General features: G+C 55.8%; 16 protein-coding genes. 10 read left to right on the forward strand and 6 right to left on the reverse strand.

Annotated elements, in window-relative coordinates:
* Positions 1–88 precede the first annotated feature (88 nt).
* The 5 genes from OSO_RS0101820 to OSO_RS0101840 all read left to right on the forward strand — a co-directional run bounded on the left by OSO_RS0101820 (position 89) and on the right by OSO_RS0101840 (position 5,435).
* Positions 89–1,588 carry a hypothetical protein gene (locus tag OSO_RS0101820; RefSeq protein WP_010581870.1) on the forward strand — a complete coding sequence of 500 codons (1,500 nt, stop codon included), beginning with the start codon at positions 89–91 and terminating at the stop codon, positions 1,586–1,588.
* A gap of 275 nt (positions 1,589–1,863) precedes the next feature.
* Entirely contained in the window at positions 1,864–2,703 is an 840-nt protein-coding gene (locus OSO_RS41765) for a metal-dependent hydrolase (protein ID WP_010581871.1), read from the forward strand.
* A 111-nt stretch (positions 2,704–2,814) separates the two neighbouring features.
* Positions 2,815–3,744 (forward strand): CvpA family protein, encoded by a 930-nt coding sequence (locus tag OSO_RS0101830; RefSeq protein ID WP_010581872.1) that lies wholly within the window; start codon positions 2,815–2,817, stop codon positions 3,742–3,744.
* A 268-nt stretch (positions 3,745–4,012) separates the two neighbouring features.
* A complete protein-coding gene (locus tag OSO_RS0101835; RefSeq protein WP_010581873.1) occupies positions 4,013–4,573 on the forward strand; it encodes a thioredoxin family protein in 561 nt (186 codons plus the stop codon).
* Positions 4,574–4,631: 58 nt separating this feature from the next.
* Complete coding sequence (locus OSO_RS0101840) at positions 4,632–5,435, forward strand: hypothetical protein (RefSeq protein WP_029246541.1); 804 nt, start codon at positions 4,632–4,634, stop codon at positions 5,433–5,435.
* A 152-nt stretch (positions 5,436–5,587) separates the two neighbouring features.
* Here OSO_RS0101840 and OSO_RS0101845 read toward each other — a convergent pair whose 3' ends face one another.
* Both OSO_RS0101845 and OSO_RS0101850 read right to left on the reverse strand, forming a co-directional pair.
* Complete coding sequence (locus OSO_RS0101845; protein WP_010581875.1) at positions 5,588–6,319, reverse strand: SDR family oxidoreductase; 732 nt, start codon at positions 6,317–6,319, stop codon at positions 5,588–5,590.
* Positions 6,320–6,389: 70 nt separating this feature from the next.
* Complete coding sequence (locus tag OSO_RS0101850) at positions 6,390–8,336, reverse strand: PD40 domain-containing protein (protein WP_162130503.1); 1,947 nt, start codon at positions 8,334–8,336, stop codon at positions 6,390–6,392.
* Positions 8,337–8,953: 617 nt separating this feature from the next.
* On the opposite strand from OSO_RS0101850, the gene dnaK reads away from it, so the two are divergent.
* Positions 8,954–10,858, forward strand: coding sequence for a molecular chaperone DnaK (gene dnaK / locus OSO_RS0101865; protein ID WP_010581878.1), 1,905 nt, complete (start codon positions 8,954–8,956; stop codon positions 10,856–10,858).
* A 144-nt stretch (positions 10,859–11,002) separates the two neighbouring features.
* The gene (clpB, locus tag OSO_RS0101870; RefSeq protein WP_010581879.1) at positions 11,003–13,618 is read left to right on the forward strand and encodes an ATP-dependent chaperone ClpB; all 2,616 of its coding nucleotides are present in this window, start codon (positions 11,003–11,005) and stop codon (positions 13,616–13,618) included.
* A 172-nt stretch (positions 13,619–13,790) separates the two neighbouring features.
* Here the strand turns inward: clpB and gatC are convergent, their stop codons facing one another.
* Both gatC and rpmB read right to left on the reverse strand, forming a co-directional pair.
* Positions 13,791–14,084: an Asp-tRNA(Asn)/Glu-tRNA(Gln) amidotransferase subunit GatC gene (gene gatC, locus OSO_RS0101880; protein ID WP_010581880.1), complete on the reverse strand. Its 294-nt coding sequence runs from the start codon at positions 14,082–14,084 to the stop codon at positions 13,791–13,793.
* An 80-nt stretch (positions 14,085–14,164) separates the two neighbouring features.
* The gene (rpmB, locus tag OSO_RS0101885) at positions 14,165–14,425 is read right to left on the reverse strand and encodes a 50S ribosomal protein L28 (RefSeq protein ID WP_010581881.1); all 261 of its coding nucleotides are present in this window, start codon (positions 14,423–14,425) and stop codon (positions 14,165–14,167) included.
* A 207-nt stretch (positions 14,426–14,632) separates the two neighbouring features.
* Here rpmB and OSO_RS0101890 point away from each other — a divergent pair, with 207 nt between their 5' ends.
* On the forward strand, positions 14,633–15,475 hold the full coding sequence (locus OSO_RS0101890) for a phytanoyl-CoA dioxygenase family protein (RefSeq protein ID WP_010581882.1): 843 nt from the start codon (positions 14,633–14,635) through the stop codon (positions 15,473–15,475).
* Positions 15,476–15,510: 35 nt separating this feature from the next.
* On the opposite strand, the gene OSO_RS0101895 is transcribed toward OSO_RS0101890, so the two are convergent.
* Both OSO_RS0101895 and OSO_RS0101900 read right to left on the reverse strand, forming a co-directional pair.
* Positions 15,511–17,172 (reverse strand): NAD+ synthase, encoded by a 1,662-nt coding sequence (locus tag OSO_RS0101895; RefSeq protein WP_010581883.1) that lies wholly within the window; start codon positions 17,170–17,172, stop codon positions 15,511–15,513.
* A 325-nt stretch (positions 17,173–17,497) separates the two neighbouring features.
* Positions 17,498–19,699, reverse strand: a complete 2,202-nt coding sequence (locus tag OSO_RS0101900) for a glutamine synthetase III family protein (protein WP_010581884.1) — start codon at positions 19,697–19,699, stop codon at positions 17,498–17,500.
* 527 nt (positions 19,700–20,226) lie between these two features.
* On the opposite strand from OSO_RS0101900, the gene OSO_RS0101910 reads away from it, so the two are divergent.
* Together OSO_RS0101910 and OSO_RS41770 are read left to right on the forward strand one after the other, a co-directional pair.
* Positions 20,227–21,294 carry an Mrp/NBP35 family ATP-binding protein gene (locus OSO_RS0101910; protein ID WP_010581886.1) on the forward strand — a complete coding sequence of 356 codons (1,068 nt, stop codon included), beginning with the start codon at positions 20,227–20,229 and terminating at the stop codon, positions 21,292–21,294.
* 273 nt (positions 21,295–21,567) lie between these two features.
* On the forward strand, positions 21,568–23,862 hold the full coding sequence (locus OSO_RS41770; RefSeq protein WP_010581887.1) for a DUF1549 and DUF1553 domain-containing protein: 2,295 nt from the start codon (positions 21,568–21,570) through the stop codon (positions 23,860–23,862).
* The last annotated feature ends 11 nt before the right edge of the window (positions 23,863–23,873 follow it).

The following is a 23,873-nucleotide window of genomic DNA, read 5'->3' on the forward strand; positions in this document are numbered from 1 at the left end:
TGTTGCGTCGCGATGCTCGGCACGATATCACGTAAGACGTGTTGTCATCATTCGATTGAGGCGCGCGGCGTTTCTCGGAAAATCACGCATGTTTCATGGTGTGTGGCAGTTGGCGAAGCTGACATTGGAATCGGACTGCCGCCGACTGGGGTTGCACGGACTTCGCTTTGGAATGCTGGCGACGCTGTACCTGGCGGTCTGTTACTTTCAATCGTCCACATGGAAGTCGGCATCGGGACTGGAACTTTTCCAATCGCAATTGCGAATCACGGCCTTCTTTCTCTCGATGGCGGCCGTCTTCGGCTTCTCGCAGACGATCACAGAGGAAAAAGAGGAAGACACACTTGGCCTGATGCGCCTCGCGGACGTCAGTCCCCTTGCCGTCATTCTCGGAAAATCGGCAAGCCTGTTTTGCGAGGCCGGGCTACTGATCGCAATCCAGTTCCCATTTACCATTGTGGCAATTACCTTGGGGGGAATCTCGTGGCCGCAAGTCATCGCCGCCTATATGGCACTCGCGGCGTACTTATGGCTGCTTGTATTTGTCAGCGTGCTGGTGTCGGTCTCCCAGCCCACCGGCGCGACGGCCGCGCGTCTCACCGCGATTGTGATTGGCGCGTATTTGCTGATCCCCCAGTTGATCATGACCTTCAGTCCGATGTGGGGAACATCCCTCGGGGCGTTCATTGTGGACCGAATCAGCCTTTCAAACCGTTTGATGGAATTGACTCAAACGGGATTTACAGATTCCCCGTGGTGTCCCGCTGTCACATTTGGATTGATCACGGGATCGCTGTGCCTGGGAATCTCGTGGTTTGTCTTCGATCGTTTCGTGTTCAAGGATTCCCCTTTTGGATTGCTCACACGCCCGACAACAAGTTCGCGAACATCGCAGCGGAGCTGGTCCAGGCCCATTTGCTGGCGCGAGTATGAGTTTTGTGCGGGTGGACTTCGATGGACCGCCATGCGTATCGTGATTCTGTTCGGAATCTGGCTTGGCGTATACCTGTGGCATCAAGCCGTCGTGGGCGTTACGAACATTGGATTCACGTTTGCGTGGTCGGCGATCTATTCTGGCTTTTTCGGTTTGCTGGATGGCAGCTGGTCCGCCAGTCGACTTTTTCGTGATGAGATCCGGTATCAGACTTGGGCGTCGCTCGTTCAGACACCTTACACCCTGAGTCAGATTGTATTTGACAAATATTGCGGATGGGCTCTGGGTTTGGCTCCGACCATCGCCGCTCCCTTCTTGATGATCTGGCTGATGATACTTTTTCACGAAGGCATTCCCGATTTGATGAGCCGTGTCGAAATCGTCATTGGCACGATGAGTTTTGGAATCAGCGTCTTTGCGTATCTCCAGCTCCTGGTTTTGTTGTCGCTTTACTTTGGTTGGGCAGCCACGCCAATCTCCCTGACGGTCTATCTGACGACGACGGCATTCTATTTAAGCAAAATCAATTTCAGTCATTCCATCGAATCTCGATGTCTCATGTCTCTGTTTACGGATCTGGCGATCGTTCTGCTGATGTGCTGGTTCCAGAGGCGGATACTGAAGCGTTTGAATCAACTTGCCGAAATTGGCTGAGGCTTACATTTGGCAGCTGTGACTTTCGTCAGCGTCGACATCGCCTTCGTACACGCGGTCTGCGCTCAATGATCGAATGACAAAGGACTTCGGTAGATTCAAGGCGGCTCATCTTGACCGAATAACGGATTCCCGATACGGTCCGCTCGCGCGAAAGTACGTAAATCGAGCGGGCCGCGTGATTTTCGTTGCAGAAGTAACTCCGTGGAGTGGTTCGGTTTGTTCGCGTTGAACGCCGATCGGATACACACTTCGGACTTGAGGCAAGGACGCCGATGGCCGGATTTCACACGCATATCACCGTCAGCACTGTCGTCGGGGCGGCCTACGCCTTCGTAGGCGTGAACGTCTTGAACCTGCCGCTGTCGACATGCGCCATTGGTGGCGGGCTGTGCTCCATCGCAGGCATCATGCCTGACCTGGACAGTGACCACGCGATTCCTGCCCGCGAAACGCTCAGCTTTCTTGCGGCCGTCGCACCGATGCTGTTGTTCTATCGGTTTCATTACGAAGGCCTGGCGACAGAGAATATTCTGCTGTTTGGCGCACCGCTTTATCTGCTGATTCGTTTCGGATGCGGGCAGATGCTCAGGGTGTCCGTCCACCGTGGAATGTTTCACAGCCTTCCAGCCGCCGCAATCGCGGGGCTGATTGCCTATTGCCTGTGTGACACTGGCGTGAGCACCGGCCGCAACTTCAAGGCGGTCGGCGCTACGATCGGATATCTGGTTCACTTGCTTCTGGACGAGATCTGGGCCGTTGAATTCTCGGGAGTGCACCTTCGGCTCAAGAAATCGTTTGGAACCGCAATGAAATTTTTTGGCAACTCACCCCAGGCGAACTCCGGCACATGGGCGCTTCTGGCAGGGTTGTCGTTCTTTGCCGCGCATGATCAAGGGCACCCCGAGATTGCCGCGCCATTCATGCGAGCCAATCCGGGGCAGTTGGAACCGAATCGGGCCGCAATCCGCAACCTGTCAGATGAACCGATCAGACCCGCGAGTGCATCGATTCCATCACCGCCATTAATGAACACGCGAATCCAGATGAATACCCGACAACAGCCAGCCCAGCCGCCGCGTCACGGAAGCCGTACGGATGCTCATTGGCGCTGATTCGCGGAAGCACAATCCTCCCTTGAACCAAAAACTCATCACCCCTAAGTTGCCCGCGAAGAGCCCGACGCTCTCGGTCGCAGTGGATCAGCAACGCGAAGGACTTCGATCATGACGTTTCTTAACGGAGTCACCGCTTACGATGGGTTGATGGCGCTGATCGTCTTTTTCATTACCGTCCACGGTTATTGGAAAGGTGCCGCCTGGCAGTTCGCTCCGATCATGTCGCTGGTTTTCGGCTATATGATTGCGATGCCGATGTCGGTGACGATGGCCCACTATTTTGGTGATCCACCACAGAATCGATTGTACGCATTGGTTTCGATCTACATCGGTGTGGCGCTGATCGTATACCTGCTGGTCCGGTCATTCCGGGCGGGACTGGAAAAGGCCAAGCTGACCGAATTCGACCGCCATATCGGTGCCTTACTGGGATTCCTGAAAGGAGTCCTGCTCACACTGTCGGCGACTGTCGTGCTTCTGATTTATTCTCCACCTGCGCGGGAACAGATTCTGAAGTCAGAGACGCGAACGATCGCGGCGAAAATTATCAACGCCGTCTATCCGATCCTGCCACAAGCCATGCATCAGATTCTCAGGCCCTATCTGAAGCAGGTCGAAGGGGAATTGCCGTTGGATCTGCCCGACTTTGATGCCAGTTTGAACGCAGACATGTTGCCCGACCACGGAGCCACACTTCGGCCGACCAATTCGAGTGCCCGCCGCGTTTACGAAGACGCCAGCGGCACGAATTCGCGAGTTGGCTCGCAGTCGTTCGTCGATGAAGAGGAAGTGGATTTGCCCGCTCCGCGTCCGCCTAAACGCACGCCAGCGCAATACTATGATGACGATTCGATTCGAAGTCCTCGTGATGATCGCGACTACGATTCCGCCGCGCGAACAAATCGACGCAGTACGTCATCAGTCCGTGAAACCGAAGCCCCAACAAGGCGATCGGTGCTCGTGCCAACGCCAGAAGAGGACGACGATCCGTATCGCCCCAATAGCACATCCCGTGATTTGGGGCAGCCGCGTCGCTAACGGTGTTGACGCAAGCGGGGCTGGCAACCTGGCTCGCTCGATACCTAAACTTGTCCATTGATGCAGCCAGCTTTCGGTATACTCGCAAGCCGTCGGCAATGTGACAAACATTCCTGGATCCGCGCGGTCTTCGAGCTGAGTCAACCAACGGGACGCACTCCGAATTGTCAGCACGTGCTCCATCTTCTAGGCTATGGCCAAAGCACGTTGTTTTGTCACCGGAATGGCTCGGTGACGACCGGTGATTTGACGACCGTTGAGGTGAAGCATGGATTTGTTCGCGAAATGGCCCGCGGGACTGGGGTATGTTGAATTTCTTGACCGGTATGCCTCGGCTGATCAACGAAAACGCTGGGATGCCGTGCGCAGCGAGGTCACGTTGACACCCGACCAGAAGGCGTTGCTGGCGGGATTTCAGCGAGAAATGCATGTGATGGTCGTGTCTGGAGCCTGGTGCGGAGACTGTATCCAGCAATGTCCGATCTTCGATCTGTTTGCCGAACAGACAGCCCGTCTGAAGATCCGATACTTTGATCGAGATGATCACAGCGAGATTGCTGATGAACTGTCGATTTGCGGTGGTCGCCGCGTGCCGTCGGTATTGTTAATGTCCGAAGACGGAGCGCCTTGTGGCCGTTATGGCGATCGGACGTTGGCAAAATATCGCGACACTGCGGCATCACTCAGCGGTGCCGCATGTCCGACGGGCCTTGTCCCGCAGGCCAAGTCATTGCAAGACGCCGTCATTCAGGAATGGCTCGATCAGTTTGAACGTGTCCAGTTGATGCTGCGTCTGTCGCCACGCCTTAGACAGAAGCACGGCGACTGATGTGCTCAGGCGAACAATGTGGCGCGCTCGTAGAGCGAAGATCGACGAGTCGAAAGAGATGACCCCACTCGAAGACGACACGACGAAAGCAGACTGCGGGCCCGTCATTGCACTCATTGGGAACCGCGATCATGCCGAAATGCGGCCAATCTGCGATTGGTTGAGCGAATTGCTGCAGGCAGACCCCCAATCGCTGACGGTGTACTCGACAATTGTCGGTCGATTGGAGTCTGCGAATGATCTCATTCCGGATCTGATTGTGCTTCTTCAAGGCTGGTCCGACGAATATTCGCGAATAGAGATTCTTCAGTTGCTAGCCATTGCGCCTCTCGCCCGCGTCGTTGTTTGTGCGGGGGCGTGGTGTGAGTCGGACGGCCGGAATCGGGACCTCTGGCCGCAGGCCGTGCGGGTGCCCATTTGGGCTGCCACCGAACGACTGCACCACGAGTGGCAGCTGATTACTGGCCAGCATGATCGCAGCCCGCTTTTGTGGTCGGCGTCGAAAGAAGAAGTTTTCGCGTTTGACAACACACCTGTACCTCTCGGCGTCGAACGACTGACGATTCTCGTGGATTCTCCAGACCCGGCGTACCGGAGGTTCTTGATTGATGTGCTTGGTGCCGAGGGGCATCAGTTGGTTGCGGATTCGCCATCGCTCGTCTTGTTTGATGCCGACCCGTGGGATTCTGGACGAGTTGATGCCCTAAATGCCGTACGACACCGATGGCCACTGGCGGAGATTTGCGTCGTTTCTGATGAAGCGTCTCCGATTTGCGCGAACGAACTTCAAGAGTTCGGAGTCACGCAGATTCGGCATAAATTGGGGTTTCACTTGCAACGCGGATCGAGCTGCATTTGGTGAGACGTCCGCGCGTGCCAACGCACGTTCTTAATTGCACAGCGCCACCTCGTTAAGGTCAATCCGGTATCGCGCCGTACGATCGAGAGAACGTGATGGGCACTGAAAAACCACGTGCGCACGCCGCGAAGCTCGCTTGGGCCCCTGAAGCTCGACTAGCCGCGCCCCAGATAGGCTTGATCGCGTGGCAAGACAATCGCTTCGAGGAAATTCACGTCGGCCGGCAATGTCATCATTGCCAGTGCCGCGCGGGCGATGGAGTCGGGTTGCATCATGGGTTCGCGGTCAGATTCTTTCCCCGAATCCGCGCGACGCTCAACCATCACATTGCCGGGGTGCAAGCACGAGCAAGTGATTCCGTACGGTCGGCCATCAAGCGCCACGGCCTGAGTCAGTCCCCAGACGCCGAACTTCGCGGCCGAATAGGGGGCACTGCCTTCTCTAGGGCGCTGCGCGCTGATCGATCCGATATTCAGGATCTTTCCAGCGCGTCGGAGTTTCATCGACCGGAACGCGGCGCGACTGCAAAGGAACGTTCCGGTCAAACAGGCGCCGATCACATTATTCCACGCGTCCAGCGAAAGCTCGTCGAGCGGTCCACCGTCGAATGCACCTGCATTATTGACCAGTAGGTCGATTCGCCCGAATCGTGCCTCGACTTCTGCGAAGAATCGTTCGACGTCGGCCTCATTAGAGACGTCGCAGGTCTGCTGAAAGACGTCGGTTCCGTTCGCGGCCAACTCGTTGGCAACTTCTGCCAGCGAATCGGCACTACGAGCACAGAGGGCCAATGCAGCGCCTTCTGCTGCGAACGTATGCGCAATCGCTTTACCGATTCCACGATTGGCACCGGTAATCACTGCGATCTGACCACTAAGCTGATTCATGGCGAAACTCTTCTGGGCGCATGGGGATTCATCGATTCAAATGCCTTTGCGTCTGATTAACGCCTGGCCGTCAATCGTCGCAGAAGTCACCGCTCGCAAAGATCAGACGTCGACCGTCCGGCGTCCAGCACGAATCAATGTTGTTGCGCGTTGGGTCCTGACCGGCGACGAGTTGGACCGATCCCGGGATGCCTGGATCGAACTCGTAGAGTTGTCGCAACCCGTCGCGTTCGAGACAAGGCATCGAGAACACAACGCGGTGCCCGGAAGGGTGCCAGGCGAAGTTCGTGGTCGACGTGATCGCGAAAGTGTGGTGCACCTGAAGGGTGGAGTTACTCGGATCACCCGCGATTTGGACCGTGGCAATTTGAATTTGATTCTCCGTGTTGCGGCCCTTGAAGCAAAACTGCATTGAGTCAGGTGACCAGGCGCCGTTTCGGTAAACTTTGACAAAGGGATTTGTCCCAGTGCCAAGAATTGACTTCTTCGATTCGGTTTCCATGTCGTACACGAGAATATTCGGAACACCGATCATGAGGGATTTACCATTGGGGGATAATTGCCCCCAATGGCTTTGCACAATGATTTCGGTCTCGCCAGTGGTGACATCGGCCAGCCAGACGCCAAAGTGTGGCGCGCGACGTGAACACGCCAGGAGGCGGCTGTCTGGTGACCACGACGGCATCACTCCCGAACAGATCTTCCGCGCGGTACCGCCTTTGATCGGGATAACGTAAATCTGTTCACCTCCCGTTGATCCAATCGGCAATTCGTCGAATGCCAACCATTTTCCGTCGGGTGAAACGGTGGGAGATCCAATGACGGGATGATCCTCGCCCCCCCAAAGGAACTGCAAGTTCGATCCATCCTCCTGCAGCGAATAGAATTCGTTCGGACGTTTGATTCGCAGGGGGAATTCATGCGGTTCGAGACGCTGGTCGCTGTTGAGATCCAGTTGTTTGAAATACATCAACCGCAGCAGCGGAGACGATGCACCCTCGAATGAGAACTCTGCGAATTCCAGGTGTCCATCATTGTTTTGGTCCGCGGGGACTTTGTACCAGTTCCAAGCGGGGTTCGCCCGCATCGTGATGCGATACTCGGCCAGTGATAACTTGCCATCGAGATCAAGGTCGAAAGCGGGAAAGGTCTTTTTCAGCACGTGATGTTGTTCGTTTTGCATTCGGGCGGCCAACTCATCCGGAGCGACGTACGCATCGAAATTGGTGTCGAGTTCGAGAAAGTCGGCGATCGGATCAACAAGTCGCTCGCCTCCCAATCGTCCCCACTCTTCCAGCGAAACACTGCGATCCTGATTCGTGTCTGCAGATTCGAATGTCAGTGGAATTTCCTCTGCAGGATCGATCGATTTTTCAAACTCCGCCCGGTCGAGTTGATCATTGTGATCGAGGTCGAACTGGTGGAATTGGCCATAGTTCAGGATCTGACCATTTGCTGCACGAAGCAGCGTTCCGTGATCGGTTCTCACTCCCATTTGGATTTCGAGAAACTGTCGGGCCTCCGCCCTGCTGATCTTGTGGTCCTGGTTGAGATCCGCGGGAACTGGATCCAAGCGGATATGAGCGTTCTTAAATGAAGATTGAACCGTACGGGTGAAATGGTTCACGTTGATTTCGACGTCGGGATTTTCGTTCCAGTTATCAAGAGACTGGTCCATGCCTGACATCAATTGATCAACGAGATCGACAATCGGATCATTGGTCGGTTCGCGATCGGCCGGGGCAACGGCACCGGGAATCGAAGCGAATTCATGAGAACTCAGAAATTGGTCATGATTGCGATCGAAGAGTCGAAAGTCGCGTTGTGCCGCGCCGAGGGGCTTTCGATCGGCGGTGAATTCGGCAATGGTCAGCTTTTCGTCGCGATCCTGGTCGATGCGAGAAAATACGGCCTGAATTCGTTCGAGCCGTGCATCTGCTGCATCGAGAATTCGTGAGATTAGGCACGAACAGGCGATCAGCACACTGGCAATTGACAATCGCTGCCACAGATCCATCTGAAAATCCGTTGCCATGGAATCTTGGCCAACCGCTTGACCGAGGTTGAACACCGACACCAAAGAGCCGACGGGCGAAATCGTCGATTGACGCCTCTCTGCGCGTCCAACTGACGTTAAACGCGCGACCCACGGCGATCCGTCTGACATATGTGCGTTGACCGAATTGCAGTTTACGGCTGCCGGCGATCGGTCTGCAACTCCTTTATGGCGAAAGTTAACAATCCCGACCATTGCGACCGTCCCTCAAATGATATCCGGCCGCGCCTCGAAATCATTGAAGCAGCGTGATTCGATTGCAGATCGTAAGCTCGTCGCGTGGAAGAATTCGTATTTGGAGCGAAAGTCAGATTTCATCCACATGGAAGAAGCGAATACACCCCGGCCACCAAGCTGTCATATTGGCAGCGTCGGGTTCAGTGATGGTTTCCCGAAAACTTGCAATTTTGGCAGTCCTGCGTTGCGGCCGCTTCTGTTTCCGTCGTGGAATCGCCATAAATACTGGTGTTTGCACGATTTTTCGCAGTCTCGCCAATGTTGGCGCGCACTTTGCGATTCTCTTCAACAACGCGAATTTCTGACGACAGATCCCTCCTCTCACCCATGGAGACTTAGCTATGGCGATTCAAGAAAAAATTATCGGTATCGATCTGGGAACGACGAACTCCGTGGTTTCGGTCATGGAAGGTGGCGAAGTGAAGGTCATTGCCAACCAAGATGGCAATCGAATCACCCCGAGCGTCGTTGCGTATACAGAGAAAGGGGATCGACTGGTCGGTGACCCTGCGAAGCGACAGGCGGTGACCAATCCCAAGAATACGATCTACTCGATCAAGCGATTCATGGGACGACGACACAACGAAGTCGAATCTGAAGAGAAGATGGTTCCCTATAAAGTCGTGGGCGGCCCTACGGAATACGTCAAAGTGGAAGTTCACGGGAAGACGTACACTCCTCCCGAAGTTTCGGCGCAGGTTCTGCGCAAGCTGAAGGAATCGGCGGAAGCCTACCTCGGTCATACCTGCAGCCGTGCCGTGATCACGGTTCCAGCGTACTTCAACGATGCTCAGCGTCAGGCGACGAAAGACGCGGGCGAAATCGCTGGCCTGAAGGTCGAGCGAATCATCAATGAACCGACCGCGGCAGCATTGGCATATGGCCTGCAGAATAAAAAGAACGAAAAGATTGCGGTCTTCGACCTGGGCGGTGGGACGTTCGACGTTTCGGTTCTGGAAGTCGATAACGAACTCGTGGAAGTGCTCAGCACCAACGGTGACACTCATCTTGGCGGTGATGACTTCGACGAAGTGCTGATTAAGCACATCGCCGACAAGTTCCAGGCGGAACATGGCATCGATTTGCGCAAAGACGCGATGGCCTTGCAGCGGCTGCGCGAAGCGGCGGAAAAGGCCAAGAAGGAATTGTCGGGCCAACAGTCGACCGATATCAATCTGCCGTTCATCACGGCCGACGCGAGTGGTGCAAAGCACTTGCAGTTGACGGTGACCCGTGCCGAATTTGAACGAATGATCGATCACCTGGTCGAACGCTGCCGCAAACCGGTCGAGAACGCACTGCGCGATGCCAAGCTGTCACCCAGCCAGATTGATGAAGTCGTGCTGGTTGGTGGTTCGACTCGCGTGCCGAAGGTGCAAGAGTTCGTCAAGAAGATGTTTGGCGGCAAAGAACCGCACCGAGGCGTGAACCCAGACGAAGTCGTTTCAATCGGGGCCGCGATTCAGGGCGGGATCATTTCGGGCGACGTCAAGGATATGGTTCTGCTTGACGTGACACCGCTGTCGCTCGGTCTCGAAACCGAGGGTGGCGTGCTGACGGTGCTGATTGAACGCAACACCACGATTCCGAAGACGGCGACGCAGACATTCTCGACCGCTGCTGACGGACAGACCGCAGTGACGATCAGCGTGTACCAAGGTGAGCGTCCGATGGCTCGTGACAACCGTTTGTTGAACCAATTCAATCTCGAAGGCATTCTGCCGGCACCTCGCGGTACGCCGAAGATTGAAGTGACGTTTGATATCGATGTGAACGGGATTCTTAACGTCAAAGCCAAAGACCAGGCCACAGGCAAAGAACACTCGGTCAAAATCGAAAACTCGAGCGGACTGGATTCATCTGAAATCGAAAAGATGAAGAAGGATGCGGAATCGCATGCCGCGGAAGACAAGCACCGACGCGAACTGGCGGAAGCCAAGAACAAGGCGTCAACCTCGGTCTATGAAGTCGAAAAAATCCTGAAGGAACATGGTGCGAAACTGGATGCCGCGTCGAAGGGTGCGGTTGAAGCGAGCATCGAAAAGGTGAAAGCGGCTGAAAAGGGCGAAGATATCGCGGCAATCAACTCGGCTGTCGATGGGCTGCAGCAAGCCAGTATGGCGTTGAGCCAGCACATGCAAAGTGCCGCTGGAGCAGCGGCCGGCGGGGCAGCTCCCGAACCGTCTGCGAATGGCGGCAAGCCCGATGAAGAAGTCATTGACGCCGAATTTGAAAAGAAAAGTTAAGGCGGGCTAGTGGCACAATGACTCTATTGTGGCACGTTCAAAGAATTCGCTCGCAGGCTCATTTGCCTGCGAGCGCGAGTTCAACGATGTGCCATTTCAGAATTGAAGTTCCACGAAAACGTCTCGCCTGAAGGAGGATTAACGATGGCATTTCGTCCCGACAAATTGACGGTGAAAGCCCAGGAAGCCCTTCAATCGGCGCAGCAATCTGCAGAGTCGCAAGGGCACGCGCAACTCGTGCCCTTGCACCTGCTCAAAGCATTGCTCGACGAACAAGGCGGGATTGTCAAACCGTTACTCGAAAAGGTTGGAATTCGCGTCCCGCAATTGCGCGGGATCGTTGAAGCCGATCTTGCAAAGTTGCCCCGCAGTTCAGGGGGGGGACAGACCGGAGCCAGTCAGGCCATCCGACAAGTGCTCGATAAAGCGGCCGATCAGGCCGACGCGATGAAGGATGCCTTCGTCTCAACCGAGCATTTGCTGATCGCCTTAACACTGGTCGACGATCAGGCTCAGCGTGTTCTGAAGCTGAATGGTGTCACCGAAGCCGATGTCTTGAGTGCACTCAAGACCGTCCGTGGGTCTCAGTCTGTTACCGATCAGAACCCCGAAGACAAGTACCAGGCACTCGAAAAGTATGGAAAGGATCTGGTTGCGCTCGCTCAAGCCGGCAAGATCGATCCTGTCATTGGCCGGGACCAGGAAATACGCCGTGTGATTCAAGTCCTGTCGCGCCGTCGAAAGAACAATCCGGTTCTGATTGGTGACGCCGGTGTCGGGAAAACCGCGATTGTCGAAGGTCTGGCCCACCGCATCGTGATGGGTGACGTTCCCCAGAATCTGAAAGACAAACGGGTCATCGCGCTCGACATGGGGGCGCTGATCGCCGGGGCCAAGTACCGCGGTGAATTTGAAGATCGCCTGAAAGCCGTGCTCAAGGAAGTGTCCGAGGCCGACGGACGCGTGATTCTGTTCATCGACGAGTTGCATACAGTTGTCGGTGCCGGTGCATCCGAAGGGGCGATGGACGCGGCGAATCTTTTGAAGCCGGCGCTGGCGCGCGGCGAACTACACTGCGTCGGTGCAACAACACTGGACGAATACCGGAAGTCGATCGAAAAAGATCCGGCGCTTGAACGACGATTCCAGCCTGTACTGGTGAACGAACCAAGCGTCGAGGACACCATTTCGATTCTGCGTGGCCTCAAGTCTCGCTATGAGTCGCATCACGGCGTGCGCATTACCGACGATGCCTTGATCGCCGCGGCCACCCTCTCCGATCGTTATATCAATGATCGATTTCTGCCCGATAAGGCGATCGACCTGGTCGACGAAGCCGCCAGTAAATTGCGGATGGAAATGGATTCGATGCCGGCAGAGATTGATGAAGCGACTCGTCAATTGACGCGAATGCAAATCGAAGCGGCAGCACTCTCGCAAGAATCGAGCGCCGACAGCAAGACGCGATTGCAGGATCTTCGTCGGCAAATCGCCGATCGAGAAGAGAGCGTTAATGCGCTCAAGGCTCGCTGGCAGACCGAAAAGGATGCACTCACCTCGATCCGTCCGCTCAAGGAAGAAATCGAAAAGCTCAATACCGCCTATGAACAGGCCTTTTCGCAGGCTCAACGCACAAATTCGAACGATGACTTTGTCAAAGCGTTTGATGTTGAGAAAAAGCTGAAGGATGTTCGCCAGCGATTGGCGAAGGCAGAAGAACGTGCGTCTCAGGTTGGTGGAGATGAGGGGCAGCGCTTGCTGCGTGAAGAAGTGACTCAAGAGGACGTAGCAAAGGTGGTCGGCACCTGGACGGGAATTCCGGTCTCGCGACTGCTGCAAACGGAGAAGACGAAATTGCTCGAGATGGAAGACCATATCCATCGCCGCATGATCGATCAGTCCGAAGCAGTGACGGCCGTCGCGAACGCCGTCCGCAGATCGCGATCAGGCTTGCAGGATCCCCATCGACCGATTGGTTCGTTCATTTTCCTTGGTCCAACCGGTGTCGGAAAGACGGAACTGTGCAAGGCACTTGCCGAGTTCTTATTCGACGACGAACGAGCGATGGTGCGGATCGACATGAGCGAATTCATGGAGAAGCATTCCGTCGCACGATTGATCGGTGCTCCTCCGGGGTATGTCGGATACGAAGAAGGGGGCAAGCTGACGGAGGCGGTTCGCCGCAGGCCGTACTCTGTTTTGTTGCTCGACGAAATCGAGAAGGCACATCGGGACGTCTTCAACGTGCTACTGCAGTTGCTCGACGATGGCCGGTTGACGGATAGTCACGGCCGGACGGTCGACTTCACCAATACGATCGTGGTGATGACGTCGAACATCGGCAGCCAGACGATCATGGATCTGACCGACAAGGAAGACGACAAAGAAATTCAGCGTCGAGTCCTTCAAGCATTACGAAAAGAGTTCTTACCCGAATTCTTGAATCGCGTTGACGAAGTCATTGTGTTCCACCCCCTAGGCAAGAACGAGATTCGCCAAATCGTCGATCTGCAACTGGTACGGCTCGAAAAACGGCTTGAGGAAAACGGCTTCACGCTGGTCGTGACCGATGCGGCCAGAAAGCAACTAGCGGAAGAAGGTTACGATCCTGTGTACGGTGCGCGTCCGTTGAAGCGCGTGATCCAGCAGCGGCTTCAGAATGAACTGGCCAACGCAATCCTTGGCGGCGATTTCGCTGAGGGCGCGACGATTACGATCGATGTGCAGAACGGAGATTTCACGTTCGGCGGGTCAATTTGATGATGCGAGCACAAGCGGGATGGCTCACGCAGTTTGCCCATCCCGCTTTTCAGCAGCATGCAGGCCAAGTGCGAAGCTTCCTATTCGGGAAAACAACCGCGATGGTGTCGTCTCTGAAGACGATGCGGTCTCCCCCTTCCTGCGCGACCAAGCCGTGCCATGTCGATTGACGTCACTCGCCGTCGATGATGGCTGGTACCAGGAAACACTCACCGTCTGTCTGGGGCGCATTCGAGAGTGCTGCCGGCCGTTCAAGAGACGGAACGAGCGTATCCGCGCGCAGCACATTCTGCAGCTCAACGGCATGCACCATCGGAGCAACACCTGTCGTGTCGACTTCGTTCAGAATCTGAACGTATCCGATCATCGCGCGAAGATCGTGCGCAAGAGAATCGAGTTCGTCTTCCGTGACCTTTAGACGAGCAAGCCCCGCCACTTTTCGTACATCGTCGCGCGACAATTCCATGGTGCTTCCAACTGGCAGTTCTTGGCTACCGGAAGTGACCGCGCCGGCAAATCCTTGATGCCGACGCGTCAGCGCGAGGATTACTCAGCTTCGATCGTGAATGGCTTCTTGACCACTCGCTTCACAACCAGGCCGGAACGCAAGCACTGTACGCAGACGCGAACGCGCTTCGACGTTTCGCCGGTCTGCATGCGCAGCGACTGCAAGTTTGGACGGAACCAACGCTTGGTGATACCTGTCGTTTTACGACCGTTACCGCCCAAGTACTTGGCCTTACCGCGTTCCACTTTTTGGTTGCCGCGAACCGGCTTCTTCTGACAAATCGCGCATTCGGAACCCATGACAACCTCAAATCGCGTTCGTAATTCTCGTCGGGAAGGCCACTTACCAAAACGGACCTTAGGGGAGGAAGAAGTATAACTATCGCCACGCGGGTTGCAAGTTGAACCGAATTCGACTTCGCCGAAAACATTCACTTTAGCTTCTTTGACTGGCTGAATATACTCAAATCATGGATGGTTCGTGGTTTATGCCAACTGGAGTCGCTCATGTCCGCGCCTGCGCCAACCGAATTCAAAGCCGTTCTCGACCCGACAGAGCTATCAAAGCTTCCCCGGGATCTCAATTTTCATCCCGTCCGCAACGATTCGCCCAAGGTTTTGACGAAGGATCAGATTGAGCAGTTCAATCGCGAAGGATATGTCGCGGGCCTTCGAGTTTACTCCACGACCGAAATCGCAAGTCTTCGCCAATACTTCGATGAGCTTCTGGCCAAAGTTATCGCAGCAGGCGGGGACAGTTACTCCATCAGCTCCGCGCACTTGAAGTACGGACGTGTCTGGGACATCGTGACGAACGCCAAGATCGTCGCCTGTGTGCGCGACCTGCTGGGCGAAAACGTGGTCGGCTGGGGATCACACTTTTTCTGCAAGATGCCGAGAGACGGAAAACAAGTTGCCTGGCATCAGGATTCGAGCTACTGGCCGCTGACGCCGTCAAAAGCGGTCACGGCGTGGCTCGCCATTGACGACGCCGATGTCGAAAATGCCTGCATGCGGTTTGTTTCAGGCTCGCATCACCACGGTGCAATGACGTTCCGCCCCAGCGATCCCAAGGAACACAACGTTCTCAATCAGACGATCGAGAACGTCGAGCAGTACGGTCATTTTGTCGACGATTGCTTGAAAGCGGGCGAAATCTCGCTGCATTCGGACCTGCTGCTGCACGGATCGAACGCCAATATGTCGGATCGCCGACGCTGCGGCTTGACGCTGCGATACGCACCGGCGGACGTTCACGCGTACATGGATTGGAACCAGAAGGGCGTGTGGGTAAGTGGAAGTGATCCATCTGGCCACTGGTCCAATCGTCCGCGCCCAACAGCCGAATGAAGCTGATTGAGCGAGTTTTTCCGGGTGCCGCCGTACTATTCGATCTCGAATCGCGCGGCCATCGGCATGCGGCGTCCGCTGCCGAAAGCGCGTTCCGATAGCTTGATACCGGGCGGCATCTGGCGGCGCTTGTACTCGTTTCGGTCCAGTTTCTTTGCGACCCAGCGAACGGTTTCGATCGGAAACCGTTTTCCCAAGGTGGCGACCGACTCTTCTCGTTCGATCAAACCCTCGAGTATTCCATCCAGAATGGGATAGGGCGGCAGCGTATCCTGATCGAACTGGTCTGGTGCCAGTTCGGCACTGGGGGCTTTCGTGATCACGTTGCGCGGAATCACTTCGCGGCATTCCCGTGTTTCGTTGATGTATTCGCAGATGGCATACACGTCGCGTTTGAAGAGATCTGCCAGTACGGCGAAGCCTCCCGCCATGTCGCCGTACAAGGTGCAGTAGCCGACGGCAAGTTCACTCTTGTTTCCCGTCGCCAGCGGCAGCCAACCATGGTGATTGCTGCGTATCATCACAATCGCTCCTCGAATCCGAGCCTGCAAGTTCTGATCGGCGAGCCCCGCCGGGGCGGAGGCCAAGTCGTCGCCGGCGAGTGGCAGCAGCTCATACGCTTTGTGGACAGTGTCGATCGGGACAACCTGGGCGTCGATTCCTAATCGATCGGCCAGAGCCTTCGAGTCGTCAATACTATGTCCAGTACTGTAGCGGCTGGGCATCATGATCCCATGGACGTTGCTGGCTCCGCAGGCCTGTGCTGCGATGTAGGCCGCCAACGTGCTGTCGACGCCGCCCGACAGACCAAGCACGCAGCCTGTAAACCCGGACTTGCGCATGTAGTCTTTCAGGCCCAGGATGAGTGCATCGAGTAATTGAGCGGGGACTGGCATTGGAACGTCATGCGGCGGTGATGGAAGCTGCTTGAGGTCAATCACCGTGAAATCATCGGCGAACCCCTTGAGTCGCGCGACCTTTACCCCCTTGGCGTCGAACACAACGCTATGTCCATCAAAGACCAGATCGTCGTTCCCGCCGACTTCGTTCACGAACAGGAACGGGACCTTGTGTCGCTGGCTATGCCGCCGCAGAATCCCATCGCGACGAACAGTCTTGTTGACCTCAAATGGGCTCGCCGAGACATTGATGAGGACCTGTGCACCGCCTTTTGCCAGTTCGGCGATGGGGTCTGGAAAACTCATCGGATCGGTATGATGGAACGTGTCAGGCTCGCCCCACCAGGCATCTTCACAGATATGCAGGCCAATCTTGACGCCTTTGAATTCGATCGGCGCGACACGGTCCGCCGGGCGAAAATAACGTCGCTCATCAAAGACGTCATAATTGGGCAGCAGCATCTTGTGGACGGTTGCGAGGATTTTTCCGTCGCAGAGCAGGCTGGCGGCGTTTGCAGTACGGCCAGACGGAACTTGCCAATGCGTCGGATGACCAAGGATGATTCCGATTCCGGGTGGTATCGCTGCCGCAAGCTTTTCCACCGCGATGTCGCACGCCGCCGCAAACCCCTCGCGTAACAGCAAATCCTTCGGCGGGTAGCCGCAGACCACCAGTTCCGAGAACACAACCAGATCGGCACCGACGGTCACGGCCCGTTGTGTGGCTTCCAGAATCAACTGGCTGTTTCCCGTGAGATCCCCCACGGTGGGATTCAACTGAGCGAGAGCAATCTTCATGGCCAAGTGTTTTCCGGTTGGCAGGCAAATCAGCGGAGACTGAGAGATTGTTACCGTATTCTCCACGGGCAGTCGAGTGCCCCGATCGGGTGAAAATCACATCGAGTATTCACCTTGAGCCGAAAACGTATCGTTGGTTCGCCTGAGGGCGATGTTCTGTGCGGATGACGCCATATTTTCGAGGTTCTGGTAAAAGAAAATGGCCCGAGACTTGAGGTCTCGGGCCATTCAGGTTCGTTCATCTCAGGGGCTTGTTCCTGATGGAGATGCCGCCTGTCGGCCAGCGGTCGGCCCATCGGGGCGAGTCCACTGCGTTCCGATCAGATCACTTGATGAACAGCATTTCCTGGTACGTTGGCAGTGGCCAGTGATCGTCGGCAACGATTGTTTCAAGTTCGTCGACGACAGCACGCACGGCATCCATGGCTGGCTTGACCTTCAACGCACAGCGTTCGGCCGCCTTTTTCGGATTGCTGACGCCGTGTCCGCCGTGACCACCTTCTTCGTTCAAGTGTTCCAACGCAGCCGTCTTTTCGTTCAACGTCTTGATCAATCCGCTCAGCTTGATCAGCAACGCGGCGTCGAAGTCGACTCCTGCTGCCTTGCAGTTTGCAGACGCGGCAGCGAGTTCCGACTGGTATCGGACGGCGGCTGGGTAGATGATCGTCTTCGCGATTTCATGCGTGATGCGTGCTTCGACATTCAGCGTCAACACGTACTGCTCGAAGTAGATCTCTTCGCGGCTCGCAACTTCACGAGGGGTCAAGACTTTGTACTTTTCCATCATCGACACGACGGCGGGATCGGTGATGGCGGGAAGTGCATCGATCGTCTGCTTATTGTTTGGCAGGCCGCGTTTCTTGGCTTCGGCATGCCATTCTTCCGAGTAACCGTCGCCGTTGAACACCACGGAGCCATGTTCGTTGATGATCGATTTGAGCAGCGTCTGGACCGAGCTGGCAAGCTTCGCTGGATCGCCGCCGGTGGACTTCTCCAGTTCCGTTGCGATGTAATCGAGAGATTCTGTCATGATCGTATTCAACGCCACCAGCGGTCCCGACAGTGACTGACTTGAACCGACAGCACGGAATTCGAACTTGTTGCCGGTGAAGGCGAACGGGCTGGTGCGGTTTCGATCGCCAGCATCTTTCGGCAATGGAGGCAGCGTGTCGACACCGACATTCATCAGCCCCGCTTGCTTGCTGCTCGATGCCGAACCGCTCTTCTTGATCTGCTCGAACACATCAGCAAGCTGTTCGCCAAGGAAGATCGAGATAATTGCCGGAGGAGCTTCATTGGCACCCAGGCGATGATCGTTGCCTGCGTGAGCCACGACGGCGCGTAGCAGTGCACTGTGTTTATGAACGGCACGAATCACTGCCGCACAGAAGACCAGGAACTGCATGTTTTCGTGCGGTGTCTTGCCCGGGTCGAGCAAGTTGCCTTGAACGGCATTTCCCAGCGACCAGTTCAGGTGCTTGCCCGAACCGTTAACGCCAGCAAATGGCTTTTCGTGCAGCAGGCATTCTAGACCGTACTTTGCGGCCACTTTCTTCAGTGTCAGCATCAACAATTGCTGATGGTCAGCAGCGACGTTCGCGTTTTCGTAGATCGGGGCGATTTCGTACTGGCTCGGAGCGACTTCGTTGTGACGCGTCTTGACGGGCACGCCTAACTTGAACAGTTCACGTTCCGTTTCGAGCATGCAAGCGAGGACGCGATCGGGAATCGCACCAAAGTACTGATCGCAGAATTCCTGTCCCTTGGGCGGCATGGCACCAAACAGGGTACGGCCGGCATTGATCAAGTCAGGGCGAGCAAAGAAGAAATTGCGGTCGATCAGGAAGTATTCTTGCTCGGGGCCGGCCGAGGCTGTGACGAGCGGAATGTTTTTATGTCCGAACAGCTTTAGCACGCGCTGTGCCTGGGTGTTCAACGCCTTCATCGATCGCAGCAAAGGCGTCTTCTTGTCGAGCGCTTCGCCGGTCCACGAGAAGAACGCGGTGGGAATGACCAGCGTGGTTCCATTCAGGTTTTCGAGAATGTAGGCAGGACTTGTCACGTCCCAAGCGGTATAGCCACGGGCTTCGAACGTGGCGCGGATGCCGCCTGAAGGGAAGCTGGAAGCGTCTGGTTCGCCCTGTGTCAGTGCTGATCCGCTGAATTCGTTGACGGCGCCGCCCAGGCCATCAGGGGCCAGGAAGCTGTCGTGCTTTTCAGCGGTCAGGCCCGTCAAGGGGTAGAAGACGTGCGCATAGTGCGTCGCCCCTTTTTCAATGGCCCAGTCTTTCATGGCAGCGGCGACGGTGTCCGCGACCGCGGGGTCAAGTGGCTCGCCGGATTCAATCGTCTTCATGACGGATTTGAAGACGCTCTTAGGCAATCGGTCTTTCATCACCTTCGTGCTGAAGACATTCGAACCGAAGACCTCGGCCATCGTCGTCGCGGCGAAATTCAATGGCTCGGAAAGGGCTTGGTACTTCGTAACTGCCTGGATTGCCTGAAAACGAGCCGTACTTCCACTCATAAGTTGTGCTTTCAAACTGGGGAACAAAGGATTTAGCGCCACGAGGCCTCTGCTTTGCGAACTTCATGAGCAATCAGAATGCCAACGTCTAGACATCACGATGCGATCTATGAATTGAAATGACTTTAACAGGATCTGTCGCTTCGGTCATCTCTCACTGCTTGCGTGCCGTGCTTTAAAATCATGCTTCAGTGCTCACGTTGTGTGCAGCATGTTCTGCGCGCGAGAAAATCTCCGACAACATCGGCAGTAACGGTTTTGCGGCTCCACACGAACTGCGTCAGTTCGGACGAGTTGAGATTGCCAATTCTCATCAAGCCGATCGCAGACGACGTGCCAATCGTTGCTGCTCTGCCCATGCAGTGCTACAACAGCTTGTGATCTTCGGTCGATGGCGGCAACAGGCTGCGAGATCACGAACTCGCTGACGACGCGGCCTATGGCAAGTTCATGGCTGGGACGAAAGCCCATCTGATCTGAACCGCGGGCCGCGAAACAATCTTGCTCTGAGACGCACAGGAAAACCAATGGTATCGGACGCTCAACTCACGCAAACAATTCAGAGCTTGAAAGATCCGGAAATCGGTCGCAACTTCGGCGAACTCGAAATGCTGAAAGGCGTTCGCCGGTCCGGCGAAGTCGTTTCGGTGCAAATCGAGTTGCCCACGCCCGCTTATCCTGGACGTGAACGTATTTCTGGAGCCATTTCTGCAGCTGTGAAGCAGTCCGATCCTGGGGTCGGGCAAGTTGATGTGGAATTCTCGGCGGTCGTCCGCGGGGCCATGTCGGGTGGTTCGTTCGGTCTCCGTGCCAAGAACGTCATTGCCGTGGGCAGTGGAAAAGGCGGGGTCGGCAAGAGCACCGTCGCGACGACTCTGGCGTATGGCCTGAAGACGCTCGGCTGCCAGGTGGGACTTATGGACGCGGACGTCTACGGCCCTAGCGTGCCACATATGATTGGTTCCACCGAACGGCCCTCGGCCGTGAAAGTGATGACCAAGTCGGGCGAAGAGATTGAGCGAATTCAGCCGGTCTCGTCGGATGGCCTTAAGGTCATTTCGATGGGATATTTTCTGAAGCCGGATCAGGCCGTGATTTGGCGCGGCCCACTGCTGCATCGTGCGATCACGCAGTTTTTGAAAGACACAGACTGGGGCGAGCTTGACTACCTGATCATCGATCTCCCGCCGGGTACGGGTGATATCTCGCTGACACTGTCACAAACGCTCGGGCTCGCGGGTGCCGTCGTTGTCTGCACCCCACAACAGGTCGCGTTGCTCGATGCCGTCAAGGCGATCAGCATGTTCAATCAGGTGAAGATTCCGGTGCTCGGAATCGTTGAGAATATGACGGGTGAGATTTTCGGTCGCGGCGGCGCCAAGTCGAAAGCCGAAGAACTGCACATTCCCTTCCTGGGTGAACTGCCGATCGACGCAGGAATCCGGATTCGAGGGGATGCTGGGCAGATTTCAAGCTTGTTCAGCGAAGAGAATCCCTCACGAAAACCGCTGCTGCATATTTGTGAGCAGGTGGCCATGCAAATCGCCAAGCAACTGCTGGTTGCTCCTAAAATGCCGACCCTGGAAATCCTGTGATCGCGGGGCAAATGTCGCTTAAACACGGAAGGGGAAAATTCGTCCCCTTCCGTGATCGCGGCCTCTCGTCTTGATACATGACTGAACTGCGACCTCCGGAAGATCTTTCACTCGCAACCGCCGCAACGATATGCTTATGATCCCCATGTCGCCTGAGTCCTGATTCTAAAGGATTTGGCGACGTCACGATGAATGCAAGCTCGTGCTCGTATCATCCCTTATGCGTGTCTGCGTGAAAAGTGAGACTTCGAATCCGCCCGGAGGTCCGTCGAGATGGCGATGGTTCGCGAATCGATACGACACGGTCTTCAATTCCTGGCGCTAGTCTTGTGCGTGATCGCTTCGGCGATGGCGCAAGAGACGCCAAAGTTCACGGAATCGGAGCGAAATCACTGGGCGTTCCGCCCCGTTGAACGGAGCGTCGTCCCAAGGATTGATTCGACTCAGGAATCGCCAACAGGCGATTCGACGGTTCGAAGTCCAATCGATTGCTTCATCGCAGACCGCCTGCAACATGAGGGGGTCCATTTGGCTGATGCGGCCAGCCGCACGACACTCATTCGGCGTCTCACATTCGATCTGATCGGCCTGCCGCCGTCGCCGCCGGATGTGGCCGAGTTTTTGGACGATCAATCACCCGATGCTTACGAACGATTGGTGGACCGACTGCTGGCGAGCCCACATTACGGCGAAGCAGCAGGACGTGATTGGCTCGATGTCGTTCGATTCGCGGAAACAGCGGGATTCAAAGAAGATCCGCTCAGGCCCCGTGCGTACACCTACCGTGACTACGTCATTCGGGCATTCAATCGTGACTTGCCATTCGACCGATTTGTCGAGGATCAATTGGCGGGCGACGAACTCTTTCCAGATGATCCCGAGTCTCTGGCGGCGACGGCGTACTGCCGCATGTGGCCCGATGAAAGTAACGCTTCGAATATCCTGCTCGCGCGTCAGACCTCACTCGATGATCTGACAGGAAATGTCGGCGCGGTATTCCTTGGGCTGTCGATTGGATGCGCTCAATGTCACGACCACAAATTCGATCCCATTCTGCAGACCGATTTCTACCAGTTGCAGGCATTTTTCTCGGGAATCGTCCTCGAAGACCGTAGTGCCGTTGGAACTCATTTGCAACTCGACGAGTTTCGTCGCGCGGAACGCGCCTGGTTGGATGAAACGGCCAGTCTGCGGCGTGAACTGAACCAGCTGGAACGACCGGCACGCGTCAAGATGCAGGGCGAAAGGCGGATGAAGTTCCCCCCGGAAGTCCTTGAGGCCCTCGACACGCCCATCGAAGACCGCACAACGATGCAGCGTCAACTGGCATTCTGGTCGGCGCGGCAGATGGGAGTCAAAGAGGACGACATTCCCAGGCATCTCGAAGATGCGGCACGTGCACGGCGTGACGAGCTCTTGGCAAAACTGGCCGAGGCCTCAAAAAGCCAGCCGGTTGCTCCTTCGCGGACAGAGGTCATGGCTATCAGTGAATTGACCACATCGCCACCTGCGACCTGCCGGATGGAAAATGGAAGTTATGACAAACCGCGTGAAGTGGTTGAACCCCATTTTCCCGTCGTTCTCAGGAGCGACATCACCCCCGGGCCCCTTGCGATCGTGCCCCCTAGTTCGCAGACGTCGGGGCGACGGTCGTTCCTGGCGCGCTGGTTTGCGGCCGCAAGTCATCCACTGACACACCGTGTCTGGATCAATCGAATCTGGCAAACGCATTTCGGTCAGGGACTCGTCTCGAACGCGAATGATTTTGGCACTCAGTCGCCCAAGCCGTCTCTGTCTGCATTGCTCGATTGGATGACGAGCGATTTCATTGAGCACGGATTCGCGTCAAAACGGATCCATCGACGGATTGTGGAGTCGGCGACCTATCGCCAGCAAACAAAGACGGTGTCTCTGGCCAGTGCTCGCTCGTCGGACTATTGCGGCTTCGTTCGTCGTCGCCTTTCCTCTGAGCGGATCCGTGACGCGTGGTTGATGGCGTCGGGGCAGCTCAACGATGCGATGTATGGCCCTGGGATTCGTCCTGGATTGCCACCAAACTTCAGCAACTACGAATGGAAATTGAGCGAACCATCACAGCAGGTTCGGCGTTCGATCTACATTTTTGCGAAACGAAATCTGCCCTATCCGTTGATGGCCGCATTTGATTTTCCCGATATGCACGAATCGTGTGGCTGTCGCACGAAGACGACCATCGCACCGCAAGCACTGATGCTGCTGAACAATCAGATTGTGATTCATGCGGGACGAGAACTCGCCTCGCGTTCGAGTGCCTCTGCCCAGTCGGCCGATCCTGCTGAGAAGGTTCGGCAGGCCTGGCAGATGACGTTCGGGCGAGCTGCGACGGACGCAGAATTGGAGTCGGCAGTCCGCTTCTTGTTTGACCAGCAAACCGTGATCGCAGATCTGTCGGCGACATCCACCGAGTCGTCGCTACCGCCGAGTTCGGCGGGCACGGCGGATGAAAAACGATCGGCGAATGCCGCTGAAGCATTCGCCGATCTCTGTCACGCTCTACTCAACGCAAACGAATTTCTGTTTGTCGAATGAGCGTCTGACTC

It is taken from the genome of Schlesneria paludicola DSM 18645 (genome assembly GCF_000255655.1).
Classification (GTDB): domain Bacteria; phylum Planctomycetota; class Planctomycetia; order Planctomycetales; family Planctomycetaceae; genus Schlesneria; species Schlesneria paludicola.